Source organism: Gilvimarinus japonicus (assembly GCF_042847215.1).
Classification (GTDB): domain Bacteria; phylum Pseudomonadota; class Gammaproteobacteria; order Pseudomonadales; family Cellvibrionaceae; genus Gilvimarinus; species Gilvimarinus japonicus.
The window spans coordinates 149,301-168,315 of sequence record NZ_AP031500.1 but is presented as its reverse complement, the minus strand read 5'-3'; the positions used below and the strand labels follow the sequence as shown (position 1 = coordinate 168,315).

Sequence of the window (19,015 nt, the reverse complement as noted above, 5' to 3'; positions counted from 1 at the left end):
ATGACCTAACTATAAATCATTGGAGACAAGGCGAATGAAGCGGTTTATACCTACATCCCTAGCAGTTTTGGCAGCGCTAATACACTCGCACAGCTTCGCCTACCCGGCGACGGAAAACATCTCCCACTACACTGTCGGCAACCCCCTCGATCAGCCCCGCCAACAGGTGCTGGCCATTCCTCTAAAGAGCGCGCCACAAGGCGACCTGCTGGTAACCGCCAATGGCGCCGAGATACCCAGCCAGACAACCGCGACCGAGCTGCTCGTAGCCCTTGAGTTAGATGCCCAAAAGCACACCGATATCGCGGTGCACCAGCTGATTAATGGCAAGCCCGAGCTTAGCTACCCGAAACAAACCTACGCCGAGCTCGCCGTGCGCGTGGGCGGGCAGGTAGACGACAAAGGCCACTACAGCGGCGGGCAATATCATCCCGTTAGCCAAATGCAATTGCCCCCCAGCCATAGTATCGGCAACAAGTTATTTAAGTACGAAGGTTTCGGCTGGGAGTCAGAGCAAGTTGCCTACCGCTACTATTTTGACCATCGCGGCGCCGTCGATATTTTTGGCAAGGTTAAAGATGGCCTCTCGCTCGCAGATACCGGCCTTGATGGCGGCGACTATCACAGCTTGTCCGACTGGGGCATGGATGTTCTAAAAGTGGGGCCCTCACTGGGGATTGGCGCCGTCGGTGCCTGGGTCGATAACGCACTCATTAAACCCGACCCGGTGCAAAATATGACTGTCAGCATTGCGGACGGCACCTTGCAGTCGAGCGCTACCGTTACTCACAGCGGCTGGTCGATGGGCGATAAAACCCTGGATTTAACCACCCGCTACCGCATTCGCGCCGGCTCTCACCTAACCCGTGTCGATGTCACCGCCGATGCTCTGGCGCAGCTCGCCACCGGCATCGTCAAGCACGGGGTGCAAGTGCTTACTTACGCACCAGACGACGGAAAATGGGGCTATATCGCCACCTTTGGCAATCAGAGCCTCAATGACGACGACTTAGGCATGGCGGTTTTTTTCCCCATGAGCGCGTTTGATTCATTCCAGACCGACGCTGCCAATGAGCTCGTGGTATTAAACAACCAGCCGCAAGCGGTGCACTACTACTTTGGTGCCTACTGGTCGGCACACCCAAATGGCCCGCAATCTGCCGACGAATTTAAATCCCTGCTGCGCAACGAGATCGAGCAGTTAAACCACCCTTTTACGCTAACACCCAGCAAACCATAAACAGGTGACCCATGAAATTACGTTACACCGCTGACATTAACAGCTACAAGCGCATGACCAACGCCGAATTAAAGCAGGCCTTTGTGGTCGACGATTTATTCGCGCCCGGTGAGACCGTGCTCACCTATACCGATGTCGACCGCGCCATTGTCGGCAGCGCCGTGCCGCAAGATAAGCCACTGGGCCTGCCACAATCAAAAGAGCTGGGCTCGGATTATTTTTGCGAGCGGCGGGAGGTCGGTATCGTCAATATCGGCGGCGCCGGCACCATCGAGGTAGACGGCACCAGTTACAAGATGCAGTACAAAGATTCGCTCTATATTGCCCGCGAGAGCAAAGACATCAGCTTTAGCAGTGTTAACCCCTCAGAGCCCGCGCAATATTACATTGTCAGCTACCCGGCACACCGCACCACCCAAACCACCCACGTCAGCAAAGCCGATGCACATCATATCGAGTTGGGCAGCGCAATCGAATCCAACGACCGGGTCATCAACCAGTCGATTCGACCCGGTATCGTCGACAGCTGCCAGCTGGTTATGGGCTTTACCGAACTAGAGCCCGGCAGTGTTTGGAACACCAAACCGCCTCACACCCACCGTCGTCGCAGCGAAATCTATATGTACTTTGAGTACAACGACGACAATCGGGTGTTTCACTTTATGGGCGAACCGAGCGAAACCCGCAGCCTGGTATTGGCCGCAGGCACAGCGGTTATCTCACCGGCGTGGTCGATTCACAGTGGTGCGGGCACCACCAACTACACCTTTATTTGGGCCATGGGCGGCGAGAACCAAACGTTTGATGACATGGATCACATCCCCATCAGCGACATTTCTTAGGTCGAAAGCGCTCAGGGACGAGCTCACAATTATCGGCCTTACCGCTTGACAACCCTGCCACCTGCAACTACATTCCAACCACGGCCGATCTACAACGGCTTGTCGGCAAAGACCTGATGGTTAACGCGATATAGGACAAGTGCCCACACTCGCCGCCCAGCGACTGTTTCGGCACCTCCACACAAAACTAATAAATATAAAGTAGATAAAGGACTCCATATGAAAAAACGAACATCTCAGCCGCATTTAAAACTTTTCAAAAAATCCATGCTCGGTGTTTCAATCGCCCTCGCCGCCTCTAGTGCGACGGCTCAAGGCCAATCAGATTCACCGAAGTTAGAAGAGGTTGTCGTAACGGGTATCCGTGCATCGCTGGCAAGTGCCATCGACGCGAAGCGTGAGTCACCTAAGTTAGTTGAAGTCATCATCGCTGACGATATCGGTAAGCTTCCTGACCAAAACTTGGCAGAAGTAATGGAGAACATCACAGGTGTTCAAATTACCCGTACAGCGGGTGTTGGTACCGGTGTTCAAATTCGCGGTACTAACGCCAACCGTGTCGAAATCAATGGTGTTTCAACAGTAGGCTCTGGTAGTGGTCGTAGCGGTATTAATTTTGAAGATATTAACCCAGCGATTATTGCAGCAGTTGAGGTAACTAAATCGCCAGATGCGAAAACAATTGAAGGCTCTGTAGGTGGCACCGTTAACCTAAAAACCATTCGCCCATTAGACTTAAGCGAAACTTTAGGTTTTATCAGAGCTCAAGGCGAACACAGCAGCCTAAGCACAGAGGGAATTAAGCCTAGATTTGCGGGCGCCTATGGCGACAACTGGGAAACCAGCGCTGGCGATTTTGGGTTTGTAGTCAGCGGTAGTTACACTGAGCAAGAGGCTCTGTCATTCCGCCCACGTGTTGACCGTGACAACATTAACAATTTTGAGGGTAAAAATCCCTCAGAATTTCTTGGCATTCAGTTCATGGTGCAAGAGCAGGAAAACGATGACTATGAAACTGTTAACCTCGCATCTACTTTCGAGTGGGCACCTAGCAATGCGTTAAAATTCTCTTTTGATGCTATCATTAACAATCAAGAAAGAAGCCGTGACGCGTACAAAATTGAAGCCTCAGGCGTAAGTAACTTAAGAGCAATCAGTTACCCAGACAGCTTCGAAACGGTCGACTTTGGTATCGGGGATGTCGGTAATAATGGCGTGGTTCAGGCGGCACTAACCGGCCGCCTCTCTCCGGATCTCGCATATGACGATGATGACCCAAACATGCGGTTCGTCAGTGAAACAAATTCTCGCATTACCGATACAGAACTATTTAGACTTTCCGGTGAGTGGCAAGGAGAAAAGTTAAAAGCGAGTTTCGAGCTGGCACGCTCCAACTCAGATACGACAACACCTAAACTAAATACCACATTGAACTACATAAACCCCAACTGCCCATTACAGGGCGGGGCAGATCCTGATGCCATTACTACCAGCACCGGTGCCGATAACTGCGTACCGTATATCTATGACTTGACCGGTGGCTCACTAGCATTTGGTATTGATTTTGAAAATGAATATGCGCCAACTCCCGAGCAGTTAACTGATCCTAACAATGTGGTGCTTCGTGCGTTAGATGTAAGTCATGATACGCAAGACAACACTGACGACCAGTTTCGTTTAGATTTCACTTATGATGTGGATAGCTTTGGCGTTACCACTGTAGACTTTGGTTACCGGTACAATAATACTACCGGGGAGCATGTATCCATTAAGGATAAGATTGGCAACTTTAGCAAGTTGATGGACGCACCACGAGGTACGTTATTTGAAGACCTGCTTGTAGAAGGCCCTGATAACTACGGCGATGCGGATGGCAGAGATTTGTTCATTAAAAACTTTCTGTTGATTGATCCAGATCGCTCATTCTCTGATCCAGATGGCACTATCGCGGCTCTTGAGGAAGCTTTCGCAGCGAACAGAGAACTTTATCCTGAGGGTACGGGTGCCACCTCTTTGAACCTGCAAGAGGATTTAGACCCATACTACAAAATTGAAGAAGAGACTTCAGCGCTTTATGCTCAAGCAAATTTTGAGTTTGGTATTGTTTCGGGTAACGTGGGCCTTCGGTATTTAGAAACTGATATTGACTCAACAGGCTATGAGCCATCTATAGCCGGTGCTGAACGCGCTCTAACAACTACTAGCAGCAATTACGACTTTTTGTTACCTCGCTTAAACTTGAAGGCTCAACTCACTGACGACTTTCTGGTTCGCGTCGGTTACGGCTCTGATATCAGACGCCCTAGTTTCGATGACGTCAGAATCGGTTATTCTTTTAGCCAAGCTGAGAACAGTGCCGTTAGTTTAGGTAATCCGGGAGTTGAGCCTGAAGAAGTCGACTCGTTTGACATTGCCGCCGAATGGTATTTTGCACCATCTGGGTTAGTCAGCATCGGTTACTTCCATAAAGAGCGTACTAACCTATTTGGCTCATACTATGAAGGCGCAGCGTTATACCCTAGCGATACAACCACCGGTGGCCTGGAGCGCGACGCTACACGGCCCTGTGAAGATGGTGGCATCTGGAACCCGGAAGTGATACCCAATACCTTTGGTGACCCTAACTCTCAAGGTTTGTGTGTTGACTTTACTAGGCCTGAAAATGTTGAAGGAACCACTAAACAGAAAGGTGTTGAGCTTCAGTTCCAGTATGATCTTGCAGATTTTGAAGATTCATTGGGCTGGGCATCTGGTTTTGGTATTTTAGCTAACTACACTATACAAGAGTTTAGCGGTGATACAGGTGAAGATACGACATCCGGCCGTGGCTTGACCGTACTTGGTGAGGTTACTCTCCCGCGTGGTCTATTAGACTTCTCGGAAAATGCTTACAACATTACCGCTTACTACGAGAAGTACGGTCTTTCTGCAAGAATGCGCTACACCTGGCGGGAAGCATTCCGTACGCAAGACTTTGGCGGCGGTGCCAATACCAGTGGTAGTAGTACCTTTAGCTTCCCTGTTTATACTCATGACAGAGGTCAGCTAAATGCTAGCATCAGTTATGCCGTTACCGATCAGTTAAGTTTCGGCGTTGAAGCTGTGAATTTAACTGAAGAAGAAATTACTCAAACCTGTGTATCTGAATCTGGCCCAGTATGCTTCTCAGGTTACCCAGATCGTAGAGTTACGTTTGGTGCGAGTTACCGCTTCTAAGTTAAGGAATATTAACTTGAAAGAGCTGGGCTTGGTCCACTGCTGCCTCACAGATTGGCAGTCATCAGGTCAGCCTCAAATTTGAGGCTGACCTTCAATCTAACAGAAACTTTAGATGAAGATGTTATTTGGCAGCCACCCACTTTGATGGCAAAACCTACGTACTCTTTTTGCAATATAAGTTTCTGTAAACCTCACCTTTGTCGAACAGCCATTAGCGTATGTGGCTCTCTTTTGCCGGTGCTTTGCACCGGCTTTTTTATACCTCTAAGTTAAACGATAAAAAGGAACTTACCATGACTAGATACACGCCGCTAAAATATCTTTTCTTGCTCACGTTTACGCAAGGCATACTGGCAGTCAACACACAGGCAGACATCATCTATGCCAACGGGTTTGAATCACTAAACCTTGGCAACGCTAATGATAGTGACATTAAACAATCTTGGGATACACGCTACGCTAAAGGGCCAGATGAAGGTCGGGTTAGCATTGTTAGCGACGCCCATACCGGCAAAGCGGCCAGAATCACCTACCCCGCTTACAGCAATCAATCGACCCCCAGTGGCGCCACTTGGGAGACAGATTTAGCCCGTAGTGGCGACGAAATGTATATGTCTTACTGGGTTAAATTCGACCATAACTTCGATTTTGTAAAAGGCGGAAAAATGCCGGGCTTAGGTGGCGCCACCGAATTCCCCTACGGCGACAACGGCTTTACCACCCGGCTGATGTGGCGCGAAGGCGGCACGTTAGAATTTTATGTGCACGGCTATGAAGTGAACAACAGTGCGGGCGCCGAGCCTTACCGGATTTTTTGGGACGACGCAGGCCACCACGCTCGAGTTATTCCCGGACAGTGGCATCACATTGAAATACGTCAAAAACTTAACACCCCCGGGCAACGCGACGGCATACTGCAAGGCTGGCTGGACGGCACGCTGGTGTGCGACGACACTGACAACTCGGGTGTGCGGGCACTAGGGCACGGCAATACCCAGTTAAACCATCTGTATTTTTCGACCTTTTTTGGCGGCTCAAGTGCACCCGTTAGCCAATGGCAGCCCACCTCTGATGTATACGCCATTTACGATGATTTTATTGTCTCGACAAACCCGATCGGCATGACAGCTCTGCCCGATACTGGTAGCTCTAGTAGCTCGAGTTCAATATCCAGCTCAAGCAGTTCATCCAGCAGCTCTAGCACTAACCATAGTGGCAACTGCGCAACCATCCCTAACGATTCTGAAAAACACGAAATAGACCTAAATCACACCTCGTGCTTACAGTTTAACGCTAACCTCACCGGAAAAACCTTTGCGGTTTGGGACAGCGACAGCCAGCCCTCGTGCAACTTTAGAGGCACCATTCATTCTGTGGACGGAAGCGGCCGCTTAACTGTACCAGATAATTACGAGGCGACCGACTCACTGACAGGAACGACACTAAACATTGAATCCGCCAACGGCTGCCACTATCTAAAAATTCGCGCACTTTAGGGTACCACCGATGCGCTAACACTCTACCGATTATTGATAGCGTGTTAGCGCAACTCGCGATACAAGTCAGACAAAAGCCCACTCGTTCACGCTCTGGATACGACGGACATTCTTGTGAGGTATTGCCGTTCACAATCACGCCGACGTAGAATCATCATTATTAGCAATATCGCCGCGTTCCGGTTTCGACTTAAAGGTAACCTCAACAACCCGACCGTTAACGAGGTTTTCCGCCTTATAGGCAAGGTTTAGCTTTTCAACAATACGCTCGACTAAAATCAAGCCTATACCAAAACCATCTTTTCGGTCGCGCTCTTCCATAGAAGTCGCGTTAGTATTAACAATCGAGAAACCGTTGTTAGAGATGGCAATGTGAACTGTACCTTCATCGGTGTTCTGAAAGGCGTTGCGAACCAAATTATTAACCGCTATTTGAAACAGCACGAGGTTGGACTTAAAATAACTAGCATTACCCGTACAAATAATTTTTACGGGCTTACTTTTAATAATATGATTATTTTCACTGATGGCTTTTTCAATAGCATCGTTAACATCAAACTCGGTAATATCTATCGAGTTTTCGGTCTCTTTACTGAGCCACAACAATGCCTCGGTTTGATATTTCATATCCTCTACCGCAATAAACATGCGGCTTAACACCCGCTTCTCCTCATCATTTAAATCCTTCATGATAAGTTCTAGTATTTCCATATTGGCCGACAACACAGCCACCTGAGTTCTTAACTCATGACTGGTAAATCGCGCAAAAGAATATTCTTTCTCCAGAAGATTACTAAAAGTCGCCAAACTCGCGTTCATGGTATGCGCAATGTAATTCATGCTCTTACCTTGAGTTTTCGGCAAGGGCTGGAAGTTTCTCTTAGTGGACAAGTTATCTGCCCACTGTGCCAGATCGGTCACGAGTTTATTTACCCGCTGTAATTGCCTAAACTGAATCGCAAAAAGTAATGCCACCAAAAAAACAGCAGCAAACACCGCAGGCTGAAGCCGCGCCTTTAAATGCGAGGTAAGATCGGCGTCAACCACCTCGGGCGTCAGTGAAAAATAGGAGTAGTAGGTCTTGCCGTCAACAATAAACGGATAAATAAGCAAGAAATCAGATATCGAAAATAGACCGCGAAACTGAGTAATAAAAAGGTTAATAACACCTACTTTTAACTCGTCTTTTTCTGGCTGAAAACCAATATACTCAGCCAACTGTTCTGGCTGAGTAATAAATCGAGTTTTCTTATCACCAATAACGCGTTGCTCGCCATCTAAATACCAGTGCGGATTTGCTTTGACACGAGTTAATGAGCGCTCGGTAAAGCCTTGTAGGTATTCACTCTTCGATTTTATTAAGCTGTGATGGTAGCTCACCGACGAGTAGACAAAGTAGCCAATAATAAATAGAAACACCCCCGCCATGACGGCAAAGGTTTGTTTAAACGGATTAACTTTATAATTGTCCATCAGGTTTTTTCAGTTGAAACCCAAACCCGGCTACCACTTGCACAATGGCACAGGAAAATGGTTTATCTAAACGTTGACGCAAGCGATGCACATGTACTTTTAATGCATTGCTGTCGGGCAGTTGATCACCCCACACGGCAAACTCTAAGTCTGACTTGCTAACAGCTTTGGGGTAAGCACGCGCTAACAATTCTAAAATAACCCAGCTTGATGGGCTAAGTTGTAAGGTGACGCCCTCTCTTTTAGCCCAGCGCTCATCAAGATTTACCTCTAACCCCAAATTGGCGATCTTCAGCACTTTCGCATTGCCGCTAGAGCGCTTGGCTAACGCAGTGATGCGAGCTAAAAGCTCTTGCATGGCAAACGGCTTGGTAAGATAGTCATCCGCTCCGCTTTCAAAGCCCTGTAACTTATCATTGAGTTCACTATTGGCCGTCAGCAATAAAATGGGCGTAGCGTTACCCTCTTTGCGCGCCCGTTGGCACATGCTAAAGCCGTCCAGCTTGGGCATATTCACATCGCTGACGATCACATCGTAAGCATTGTTGGCTATTAAATTTAAGCCTTGGTTACCATCTTCACAGAAGTCACAAACCAACTCATTGAGCTCTAAATAGTGCAAAATGGACTCCGCGAGGTTGCGGTCGTCCTCTATCAACAATACCCGTGTATTCATATAATCTAGAAACCTTTGCCGTTTGCAGTGAGGGTAAAAGGCATTATTGTGGTTATTTATGTCCCTATTTACCGTTGCATTCGTATGCACTACCACTTAACTGCTTATTTACGTTACATTATGGTCGCTGCACATAATAAAGGTCACACATGCGTTCGCTTCACTTGCCCATTTCCCGCTCAGCCGGTGTCTTTTCGGCGATAGGAATAATTATTATTACCGCCCTAATGGTGACGGCTTATAATGCGTGGCACCAAAGCTGGACGATTAAGCCCGAGTATACACCAGTGGTAACACTAAGCACCTTTAACCAGACAGTGGGCTATAAGCTGGGGTACGATTTATTTATGCCCAACTCATTTACCGGCTGGACGCCCAACCCTAAAAATAAGCTGCATTTTAACAGCCTAACCAATACCTATGAAATATACGGCGTAAACGTTGCCAAAACGCAAGTCGATGACTGGGGTGCTCGCTTTAAAATTACCAGTATCGATTGGCAAAACGAATTTGGCGTGGCTGTGGCCGAGGCCACCAATGAACAATCAAAATTTGGGATTCCCCTCGAGGGCGCTATCGTGCACCTAACACACTATGTTGACTCACGAGATATTTACTTTGAGTTACCAAAAGCCGTTGCGGCGAAAGCCTTAAACGTCAAGGTAAAAATTACCTCACAAGACTTTCACCCAACGGCACTCCTGTATGTCACTTTAGTCGAGTAACATCGCAACAGGCCATCGCTACAAAGCGGTAAATCTAACAGCCGCGCCACCACACTCAACCAGCTGCAAATTTAGTACCTCTGAGGCAGTGACCGTACGGGTGACGATCTCATAGTTCTCGGCCCCAGCGGCGCAATCGGTTTGCGCTGTGTCTTGATAAATCTCGGCTTGATACTGTTTTTCTGGCAGCAAAAAATCCAATGGTAAGGATAGCCTTCGCGCACTCGTTCCGGTCGTGGCCCCCAACACCCACACATCGCCGCTGCGCCGGGCGATGGCGACATACTCACCAATCTCACCATCTAAGACTTGTGTCTCATCTATATCCGGGTCGAAGTCGCGAATAAACTTAAACGCAGGGTGATCTATGTAATTTTCAATCATGTCCGCCATCATCTGTAACGGACTGTATAATGTGACGAGGTTAGCCAGCTGATGACTTAGGGTTGTGTGTACCCGGAATTGACCTGTTTGCGGCTTGTTTGACCAATCGTAGCGCTGCCCCGAAAATCGACTGTAATCAATATCAAAGATGCCTACGGTGTAATCCATAGGCCCGGCCAAGAGCCGGGTAAAGGGTAAAATTTGTGTATGGTTAGCGTTATTTCCCGCACTCCAGGCATTCCACTCGCCGCCGCGCGCCCCTTCACGCGTCATCATGTTAGGCCAGGTCCGGCGAATACCCGTATCTTTAACCGGCTCGTGCACATTGAGCATAATATGATATTTAGCCGCGAGTTTAACAATACGGCGGTAATGATTTACACCCCATTGCCCCTGGTGATGCTCACCATTGCTAAAACCCTGCTCGGCGACATAACCAGTTTTTACCACCCGAATACCCAGTTTTTGGTAGAGCGAAAAAACCTCTTCAACATGTTGCTCATAGGCCTCAACATTGCCGCCTGTTTCATTGTGGCCAACAATACTGACGTTTTTTGCACGGGCGTAAGCGGCGACCTCTTGTAAATTAAAATCGTCGGTCGGTACTAAGTAAGCCTCGCGCGTACCCCAGTTATCCCAACCTTTGTTCCAACCTTCAAATAGCACACCACCAATGTTGTTAGCGGCGGCAAAGTCGAGGTATTGTTTAGCCCGTTCAGTGGTAGCGCCATGGCGCGGCCCCTCTTGCCAAGTATGTACGCCAATATGAACGCCCCACCATACACCGATAAAGTTCATAGGCTCTATCCAGCTGGCATCATCAATACGGCTAGGCTCATTAAGATTTAACAGCAAATCTGATTGCAACAAACCGCGCGCGTTATCGGTGATTTGCAATGTTCGCCAAGGCGTCTGAAAAGGTGTAGCCGCTTTTACTTTAGTACCATCCTGCCAAGGCACTAACTCAGCTTTTAGGTTGTACTCTCCTTGATGAGAGAGCGTCATGCTGGCGTAATCGGTCAACGCAGCTTCATGAATACTCACGTACTGGCCGGCCGGCGTTTTCATGGTAAGCGGTGTTTGTGCCTGGCGTAACTCCGATACCTTGCTGGTCTTGTAGAGCTTTTCGTAGCTATCGTAATCAGCCGGAATCCACCAGGCTGTGCCATCTTCTGCCAGGTTGAATTGTGTCATCTCGTTCATAATCACGAATGATTTAAACGCTGACTGCTGCGGGAATTCATAGCGAAATCCCAGGCCGTCATCGTACAAACGAAACCTGACGTTAAGCTGCCGGTCGCCACGCTTTTCTTTAAACTCGACAAACAGTTGATTGTAGTTATTGATAATGCGCTTACGCTCACCCCACACTGCAGTCCAAGTGTTATCGTAAGAGCTTAGCTTTGCATCGACTAATTCAAACTTGTCGAGTGGTGGATGTCCTTTAAAGCTAAAACCTAGCTTTGAGGGGGTAATTATCGCATTACCGTCGCGTCGCACCTGATAAAACAACTCCCCTCGCTCATCCAAATGCAGCTGTACCGCCAAGTGTTTATCTGGCGATACGACTTCAAGCGTTTTACCGCCACCCAAACAACCAGCCAAGGCCAGCATACTTATTATCAGTGTAATAAAACGCCGCAAAAGTTTATCTCCGTATTTTTTATAACAAACACACAATAGGCGACCCGACAACGGGCCACCTGGATACATCAAAATCCGCTATTGCTACCTTCTTCGATGATATTCATACCCCAGTTATCAAGTGCTACATCGGTGGTATTTGCTACGGTTACGTTCTCAAGCGTTAGCTCCCCCTCCGCCACAGCAAGCTTTATTCCCATGCTCCCGGCGCCGTCAATCTGGCTATTGGAGAGCTGCAGCGCATCAACGGCTTGTTCGTAACTCACCAACACCCCATCGTACACGGCGTCTTTAATGGTTAAGTGATCAATCTTTATAGCTCCTGTAATTGGAGTTCCGTCCGTAAAAACCCACAATGCGCCAAAACTGGTATTCCAACCGTAATCCCACCCCCCGGTGCGATATAGGCTATTGTTGACAACCACCGTTGTGCCGCTAAAAGGCTTGGGGTTAAAGCGGTGGCTCAGGGCAATGCCCGCCGATGACACCACAGTATCCATAGCAATATTGTTAAGCAGCTTATTTGAGTCGCCACCGTAAATAGCAAAACCATTGGCCAGCATTGGTAATTGCGCCGTGTTGTAGCTAAACACATTCGCCGTATTGGTGGCACTGGTGCCATTTTCTGACCACATGGCAAAAGCGTCATCGCCACTGTTGCGTACATTAAAGTGACTTACTTGGCTTCTTAGTACGCCCTGATGAAAGTTAAAGCCATCGGCGTACGTATCCCGCACACGACCATTGATCATTAATAAACCATCGGTGCCTTTAGCAATCCAGGCACCAACTTTCATATGCTCTACCCAGATGTTTTGCACGAGCGAATTAGTGCCAAAGTTACCCTCAATGGCGGCGTGATCTTCACTGTCGCGACGGCTGGTAGCATCGCCGATGATTTTAAAATCGGTTAACCTAGTGTTGCTTCCGGTGGCAAAGAATCCACCTTTACCATTACGCCCCATGATACGGGTGTGCCATATACCTGCACCCTGAATATGGACACCGTTTAAAGAGACTCGGTTAGTAATACTGTACTGCCCCGCCGGCATATACACACCGGTGCCCGCGGATTTGGCGTCGTTAATAGCCTCGTTAAGCAAACTGGTAGCATCGGCGGTGCCGCTCGTATCCGCTAAGTACGGCGCTTCGGCTAGATTGATATAACCCTCGGGTTGCTCGATAGGCGCCGGCACCTGCTCTAGCTCGATCAAATCAAGCGTATAGTAGGCGGCGGTATCTTGTGCGTCTTTTTGTAAACGCACAGTGGCACCGGCTGGAATACTGACGTGATATGCACTCTCATCATAGAAGCGATGGGCCTCACCATCACTGGGGTTATTGCTATAGGGAAAAGCGCCGTACACCCAGGCATACTTGGAGGTTACCGCAAGATCTTGTCGCTCGCCGTTAACATATAATCCAAGTGTGCTTACCGTGCCCTCACCGCTGGCGCTGTCAGGTATTGCGTAGCGCAAAACCAAACCGGATGCGGCTGCCTCGCTATTTAACTCGACGTAATCGCCGGTGTTTTTTAATTGTACCGCCCTGCGCCCCGATGCTTCAGATGCGAGCGTTTTATAAGTGGTATCAAATGCTAATACTTCAGCGTTGGTGTTCTGTAGTTCTGCTTCAAAGGTTGTATAAACCGCACCCTTACCTTGCTCAGGCATCTCGGCGCCATTAGCCACGTAGAGCGATCCGACAAATACATCGCCATTTTCTTGGTTGTCGGCTTGCACACTGACCGTATTCACACCGGCGCGCAGCGCCAGATTTATACTGTGGCTTGCCCACGTAGCGTCACCGGTACTGGGAAATTTTACGTCTTGAATTTTCAGACCGTTAAGATAAAGCGCGAGTGGCTGCTCAGTGGTGGCAATATTGGCATAACGAATGGTGATAGCAGAGGTGTTAGCGCTGTTACTGTTAATAGAAAAAATAACCCGATCGCCGGCTTTCTTAAAGCCTCCGACGTAGCTTTCGCTCTTTGTCACAGCGCCGCTTATAAACTGATCCTCCGCCTGATAACGCGTACCCTGCTGGCTGGTCTCGTCTGTTTCTGGCACGCTTGGCGCGGTGACCTCGGGCTGTGGTTCGGGCTCGGGGGTGGGTTCGACCACCGGCGGCGGGTTAGCGGATGATGGCGCATCACTCCCGCCACCTCCACCGCAGGCGACTAACCCCGAAAGTAAAGCCATTAACAGGATGTGGTTTCGATACTCGCGCATAGGGGACTCCTGTTGCACAAATAATGGAATAAAAAGGCATCGGGCAAACCTACGATCTACCCGATGCAATATGGAGGAGAGTTAGAAACGGTAGCTGGCCGATAACAAATAGTTAGTGCCGTACACCTGGTAGTCGCGCACCAAACGAGGATCGCCCGACGCATAAGCGCTGAATGGTTCATCCGTTAAGTTATACACTTGCAACGATAAGGTTAACCCATCAAGTGCATCGATACCGGACTCGGAAAAATCGTAGCCAATCTGCGCATCAACCACTGTGCTACCTGCAATAAGAACAGGATCGGCGTCATAGCCAAGCTCTGCCGGAAAGTCATCGCGCTGACGCATACTGGCGCGCAACTGCCAGCCGTAATTTTCATAGTAGGCGGTGAGGTTGTACATGGAGTCCGACAAACCGGGGATATTGGCCTCTTGCCCTTCTACCTCAATGCTCGAATCAAGATATGTGGCACTGGCGGTTAAACCAAAACCGTCCATCGACTCGTGAATAAGATGCCCCGGCAAAGACACCGATAGTTCGGTACCCTCAATAGTGCCGCCGTCAGCGTTATCCCACTGCCAGTAGTAACCTTGATTAAACTCTGCCACTTGGCCGTTGGGCGGTGCAATAGCGCTAAAGTCGTAATCGGTTCGTGTACTTACCTGCCAGGACTCTAAGTCTTTATAAAACGCCGCAATCGACACATAACCATCGGCCGCAAAATAATACTCGTACGAAAGGTCATAGGTGTTGGCAACTTGCGGACGCAGCTCTGGGTTGCCCCCATTTGCGCTCCAGGGAGAGGCCTCGATAGTGGCGCTAGGTGTGTTTAATACTTCATTAAAACCATAACTTAAACTGGCGTTCATACGATCCATACGCGCCCGGGACATAGTCTTAGTCGCGCCCATACGCAGCCAGTGATCGTCAAACATATTCAGGTTTAAGCTTAACGATGGTAGTACATCCGTATAGTCCGCGCCGCCGCTTACTGGGGTAATAACCACCAAGCCCTGATCATCGTTACTGGCGGCATTGCCATTTGAGCTCTGATCGGTGTTAACCGCTTGTACCCCTACGTTACCCGTTAGTACGATGTGATTGGTCAAATCGCCAGCAAAATCTGCTTGTATATAGGCCGTGGTTACACTCTCGCTCACCGACCAAGAGTTGGTCGCGCGGAAGGTAGCGGTCAAATCCTCACTGGTTTCGATGTAGTTACCATCTTGGTAAAAACCAAAGGCGTCGTAACTTAGCATGTTGCCCATACCGATAAATTCAAGCGAGGCGCTAGGCAGTAAATACTCGTCCGGTACCCTGGTCATCTCTGGGTAGCTTGGTAAAGTTAAGAAGGTACCAGAATCTCTTTTAACTTTTTCTCGTTCAGTGTAATAGACACCGCCTTCAACGCTTTTTACCCATCCGTCAAACTGGTGACTAACGCTCAACTTAAAGCTGGACAGCTCGTCATCCAAATCGATAGTCGAGATAAAACCATCTTGGTCATCCGCCGCATCGTACAGGGTATTACCGCCCCCCCAGCTCAATGCGCCACCCATCATGTACAAATCCGGGTCGCTGTAATCGTGCCCGGGGCTAAAGGTAACCCCGTAGTTACTGTCGTTCATGGTAAAGCCAATGTTGTCGGCCGGGCCCACACCATCGCCGCGACCACTACCGGCATACGATTCCATCAGCCAGCCGTCGCGCTCTACTTGCGAGTGACTAACGTCCAATTCAACCATAGTGTTGTCAGTAATGTTGTACTCAATGTTTAGGCCAAAAGCACCCAGCTCGGCGTCATTGCGGCTATAATCATTACGTACCACTGGACGAACGCCATTGATCACACCCTCGGTAACAAAACCATCTTCAACGGCTAAGGTGTCCATGGTAATGCCCGCGCCCCAACGAGCCGGAATTTCGATCCCACGTAAGATATTCTCGACGCTGTAATCAATATAGAGCGCATCGGCGGTTATGTGCAGCTGATCGTTCGGCTGATACTCCAAAACGCCCATAATGGTGTTGCGATCTTCAATACCCGAGCGAACATAGGGCTTGGCGCCGCCCAAAATAATGTTGCCGGCATCGTCGGTGGGCCACTCAGTGCCGCCCCAAGCGTTCCAACGCTCTTCTTGGTTGGGCGACGAAATGGAGTTGATCGTCACCGCAACGCCAACGGTATCGTCTGCAAACTGATCAATATACGATCCAGTAACCCGATAACCGCTGTCTTCACCGTCCGGGTTAAGCTGACCTAAACTGTTTTCTTCATATAAACCGCCAATTTTAATCACCTGCTCGCCGGTTGCCAAAGGCTTAACCGACTGCATATCAATAACCCCGGCAATACCCTGAGTAGTAAGCGAGGCCGAGGCCACTTTATGAACAGTTACTCCGCCCATAATTTCGGCAGGATACAGCGAAAAATCCACACCGCGATTGTCACCAATAGAGACCTGTTCGCGGCCGTTAAATGTGGTGGCGATGTAATCTTCGTTTAAGCCGCGCATCGAAATTGCACTGGCGCGACCATCAACCCGACGAGCCGACAAACCGGGAAGTCGCGCGATGGTTTCTGCAATACTCGGGTCGGGGAGCTTGCCGATGTCTTCGGCGGTGATCGCCTCGACGATAGTGGTGCTGTTTTCTTTAACCGCCTGACTTTTTATCAAACTGGCGCGAATACCCGTTACCACGACCTCTTCCAGAGATTCGCTATCAAGGTTAGTGGGCTCTTGCTGCGCAGACACTTGTGCGGCATGAATACTGGCGAGTGCTAGCGCAACCGTAAGCGCTTTAGGTGTGAAAGACTTCATTTGTCCTGACCTCTATTTGATTATTAATTATTTGAGTTTTTGGGGTCTTCCAATCTATTGAGGCGGCGGTTACAAAAAGGTTACCAAATGCCGCTTCTGGGCACTCTGGGATTTATTACATACGTATTCATAGATTTAGCGACACTCCACCGCAAAAAAAAGGCGCCCGAAGACGCCGATCGTGATTTGTTAATACAAAACAACAACACCTAAATATGCAGGCTTAAAGCTTTAGCACCAACCCTTGAGAAACCGCTAGTGAAAGGGACAATACCCCTTCGTCGTTTGCGATGGTCGCCCCAGAGATCAGATCTGTGGCATTCGCTTGACTCGGTAGTCGCACATTCTGAGCACGGCCACTGGCATTGATAACCACCCAAATCCGTTCATTTTTATAGCGACGCTCAAAGGCGAATATCCCTTTTTCGTCATCGGCCAGCAAGGTCTTGTAATGGCCTATGTTTAAAGCTGGATGAGTGCGCCTAACGCTTATTAGCGTTTTGTAAAAACGCAGCAAGTCATCATTTACCGCAACGTTGTCCGCCGCTCTTTTCTCTCCGTTTGGCAGATAAGTTTCGTCGCTATAGGCAATATCGTCCCATACCATCGGTTTTCGATTACCCGGATCATTTGCCCCCCACATACCCACTTCATCACCGTAGTACACCATAGGGGCGCCGACGTAGGTCATTTGCAAGATCACAAACAGCTTTTGTAGCTCTAATTCCTTTTGATTTGGTTTGCGCACTTTATAGTCAGGGTTCTGTGACACCTGCGACAGCTGATGGTACTCGCTCCAATCGCGAAAGTTCATAAAGCCGCGATTGACAATGTGCGAGCCAATGCGATTTGAATCATGACTACCGAATAAATTTTGTACAACGTAAGCAACACCCGGTGGATACAAATTGCGTAGCGCCCGCAGCTTTTGATCAAACTCTGAGGCGGTAATTGCCGATTCACCTGGATTAAATAAGAACTCTGCGGCCGCAAACGCAAAGTTATAATTCATCTCTCCGTCAAACTCATCGCCCTGCATATAGGGTTGCACATTCTCAGGGGTATCGACGATTTCCGCGGTGAGAAAAGCCTCTGGGTTAAGCGCTTTTACATGTTGACGCCAGTCCTTCCAAAAGTTATGCGCAATGCAAAAAGCAACGTCAAGCCGCCAACCATCCACGCCATAGGCGGCGCCTTTACCTTTAGGGTTCATCCAACGCTCTGTGGCCGCAAATACATAAGCGCGAGGCCCGGCCACCAAGCCGTTATCGTCCTCTTTAAACTCAGGTAAGGATTTAAAGCCAAACCAACCTTTGTAATCAAAGCCTGTCCCCTTCACCTCATCGTCAAAGCTGATAACATCAAACCAGTCTTTATAGGGTGATGCAGCTTGATTTTTCTTTAAATCCCGAAAGGCAAAGCTGTTAATACCCATATGGTTAAACACCCCATCAAAAATGACCCGCATATCTCGCTTATGGGCTTCATCAATCAAGCTCAGCGCCAGCTCATCGGCCCGAGTCCACACCCACGTATCGGGGTCGAGCGGGTCCTCCGTCGCGATCATCTTTCGGTCGCCCACCGGATCTGGGCCAAAGGTCGGGTCGACGTGGTGATAACTTTCGGCATCGTACTTATGCAGTGAGGGGGAAGTAAAAATGGGATTTAAGTAGAGCGCGTTAACACCTAAATCATGGAGGTAATCGAGCTTGTCGATAATACCTTGCAGGTCACCCCCGTAGCGCCGTCGCAATAGATGGGTGGGTAAATCTGGTTCGCCATTTTGACGCTCATAATCCTGCAACTGGTACCAATCGCTCCCCCACGGATGCACTTTCCACGCTTTTGGCGGCGACACCGGATCAGCACCGACAATATCGTCAACGGTTGGGTCGTTGTTCGGGTCACCATTGCGAAAACGTTCAGGAAATATCTGATACCAAACGGCGTGCTTAGCCCAACTTGGCACAAACTCCTGTGGTGTACGGTCAGATTCAACGGTGTTCGGGCTCGCCCCTGTCGCCGCCAGCGAAACTGCACTGAAAACTGCGGCCGCCAGCCACCAGAATCCCATTACTTTTTTCATATTACTGCCTACCCAGGTTACTGTTTCAGGCAACCTTATAAGCCGTTGAGTTACAAAGCGGTTACGCAAGCGAGTAGGCTAACAGTCGCGCGCAGCGCCGCACTATCGGGTTAACCTTGTGCACTGTAACCCATCTGTAACCGTCGGAGCTTTAAGGTTAAACAGAGGCACGGTAA

Annotated in this window: 11 protein-coding genes; 5 read left to right on the top strand and 6 right to left on the bottom strand. The window is 49.1% G+C overall.

Annotated elements, in window-relative coordinates; translation table 11 throughout:
- Positions 1 to 34: 34 nt before the first annotated feature.
- The 4 genes from ACGHAD_RS00695 (at position 35) to ACGHAD_RS00680 (ending at position 6,797) form a co-directional block, all read left to right on the top strand.
- Positions 35 to 1,240: a DUF4861 family protein gene (locus ACGHAD_RS00695; protein ID WP_382414023.1), complete on the top strand. Its 1,206-nt coding sequence runs from the start codon at positions 35 to 37 to the stop codon at positions 1,238 to 1,240.
- Positions 1,241 to 1,251: 11 nt separating this feature from the next.
- A complete protein-coding gene (gene kduI / locus ACGHAD_RS00690) occupies positions 1,252 to 2,082 on the top strand; it encodes a 5-dehydro-4-deoxy-D-glucuronate isomerase (RefSeq protein WP_339617376.1) in 831 nt (276 codons plus the stop codon).
- A gap of 219 nt (positions 2,083 to 2,301) precedes the next feature.
- Entirely contained in the window at positions 2,302 to 5,298 is a 2,997-nt protein-coding gene (locus ACGHAD_RS00685; protein WP_382414020.1) for a TonB-dependent receptor, read from the top strand.
- Positions 5,299 to 5,594: 296 nt separating this feature from the next.
- Positions 5,595 to 6,797 (top strand): polysaccharide lyase, encoded by a 1,203-nt coding sequence (locus ACGHAD_RS00680; RefSeq protein ID WP_382414018.1) that lies wholly within the window; start codon positions 5,595 to 5,597, stop codon positions 6,795 to 6,797.
- Positions 6,798 to 6,932: 135 nt separating this feature from the next.
- Here the strand turns inward: ACGHAD_RS00680 and ACGHAD_RS00675 are convergent, their stop codons facing one another.
- Together ACGHAD_RS00675 and ACGHAD_RS00670 are read right to left on the bottom strand one after the other, a co-directional pair.
- Positions 6,933 to 8,270 carry a sensor histidine kinase gene (locus tag ACGHAD_RS00675; protein WP_382414016.1) on the bottom strand — a complete coding sequence of 446 codons (1,338 nt, stop codon included), beginning with the start codon at positions 8,268 to 8,270 and terminating at the stop codon, positions 6,933 to 6,935.
- Complete coding sequence (locus tag ACGHAD_RS00670; RefSeq protein WP_339617372.1) at positions 8,257 to 8,946, bottom strand: response regulator transcription factor; 690 nt, start codon at positions 8,944 to 8,946, stop codon at positions 8,257 to 8,259. The genes ACGHAD_RS00675 and ACGHAD_RS00670 overlap by 14 nt, the downstream gene beginning before the upstream one ends.
- Before the next feature lie 149 nt (positions 8,947 to 9,095).
- Between ACGHAD_RS00670 and ACGHAD_RS00665 the strand changes: the two genes are divergently transcribed.
- Positions 9,096 to 9,671 carry a hypothetical protein gene (locus ACGHAD_RS00665; RefSeq protein WP_382414014.1) on the top strand — a complete coding sequence of 192 codons (576 nt, stop codon included), beginning with the start codon at positions 9,096 to 9,098 and terminating at the stop codon, positions 9,669 to 9,671.
- Positions 9,672 to 9,689: 18 nt separating this feature from the next.
- On the opposite strand, the gene ACGHAD_RS00660 is transcribed toward ACGHAD_RS00665, so the two are convergent.
- The 4 genes from ACGHAD_RS00660 to ACGHAD_RS00645 form a co-directional block, all read right to left on the bottom strand.
- On the bottom strand, positions 9,690 to 11,669 hold the full coding sequence (locus ACGHAD_RS00660) for a glycoside hydrolase family 97 protein (RefSeq protein WP_382414012.1): 1,980 nt from the start codon (positions 11,667 to 11,669) through the stop codon (positions 9,690 to 9,692).
- Between the two features lie 98 nt (positions 11,670 to 11,767).
- Positions 11,768 to 13,930: a glycosyl hydrolase family 28-related protein gene (locus tag ACGHAD_RS00655; RefSeq protein WP_382414010.1), complete on the bottom strand. Its 2,163-nt coding sequence runs from the start codon at positions 13,928 to 13,930 to the stop codon at positions 11,768 to 11,770.
- Between the two features lie 81 nt (positions 13,931 to 14,011).
- Positions 14,012 to 16,753 carry a TonB-dependent receptor gene (locus ACGHAD_RS00650; protein ID WP_339617368.1) on the bottom strand — a complete coding sequence of 914 codons (2,742 nt, stop codon included), beginning with the start codon at positions 16,751 to 16,753 and terminating at the stop codon, positions 14,012 to 14,014.
- 223 nt (positions 16,754 to 16,976) lie between these two features.
- Entirely contained in the window at positions 16,977 to 18,839 is a 1,863-nt protein-coding gene (locus ACGHAD_RS00645) for a glycoside hydrolase family 13 protein (RefSeq protein ID WP_339617367.1), read from the bottom strand.
- Positions 18,840 to 19,015 lie beyond the last annotated feature (176 nt).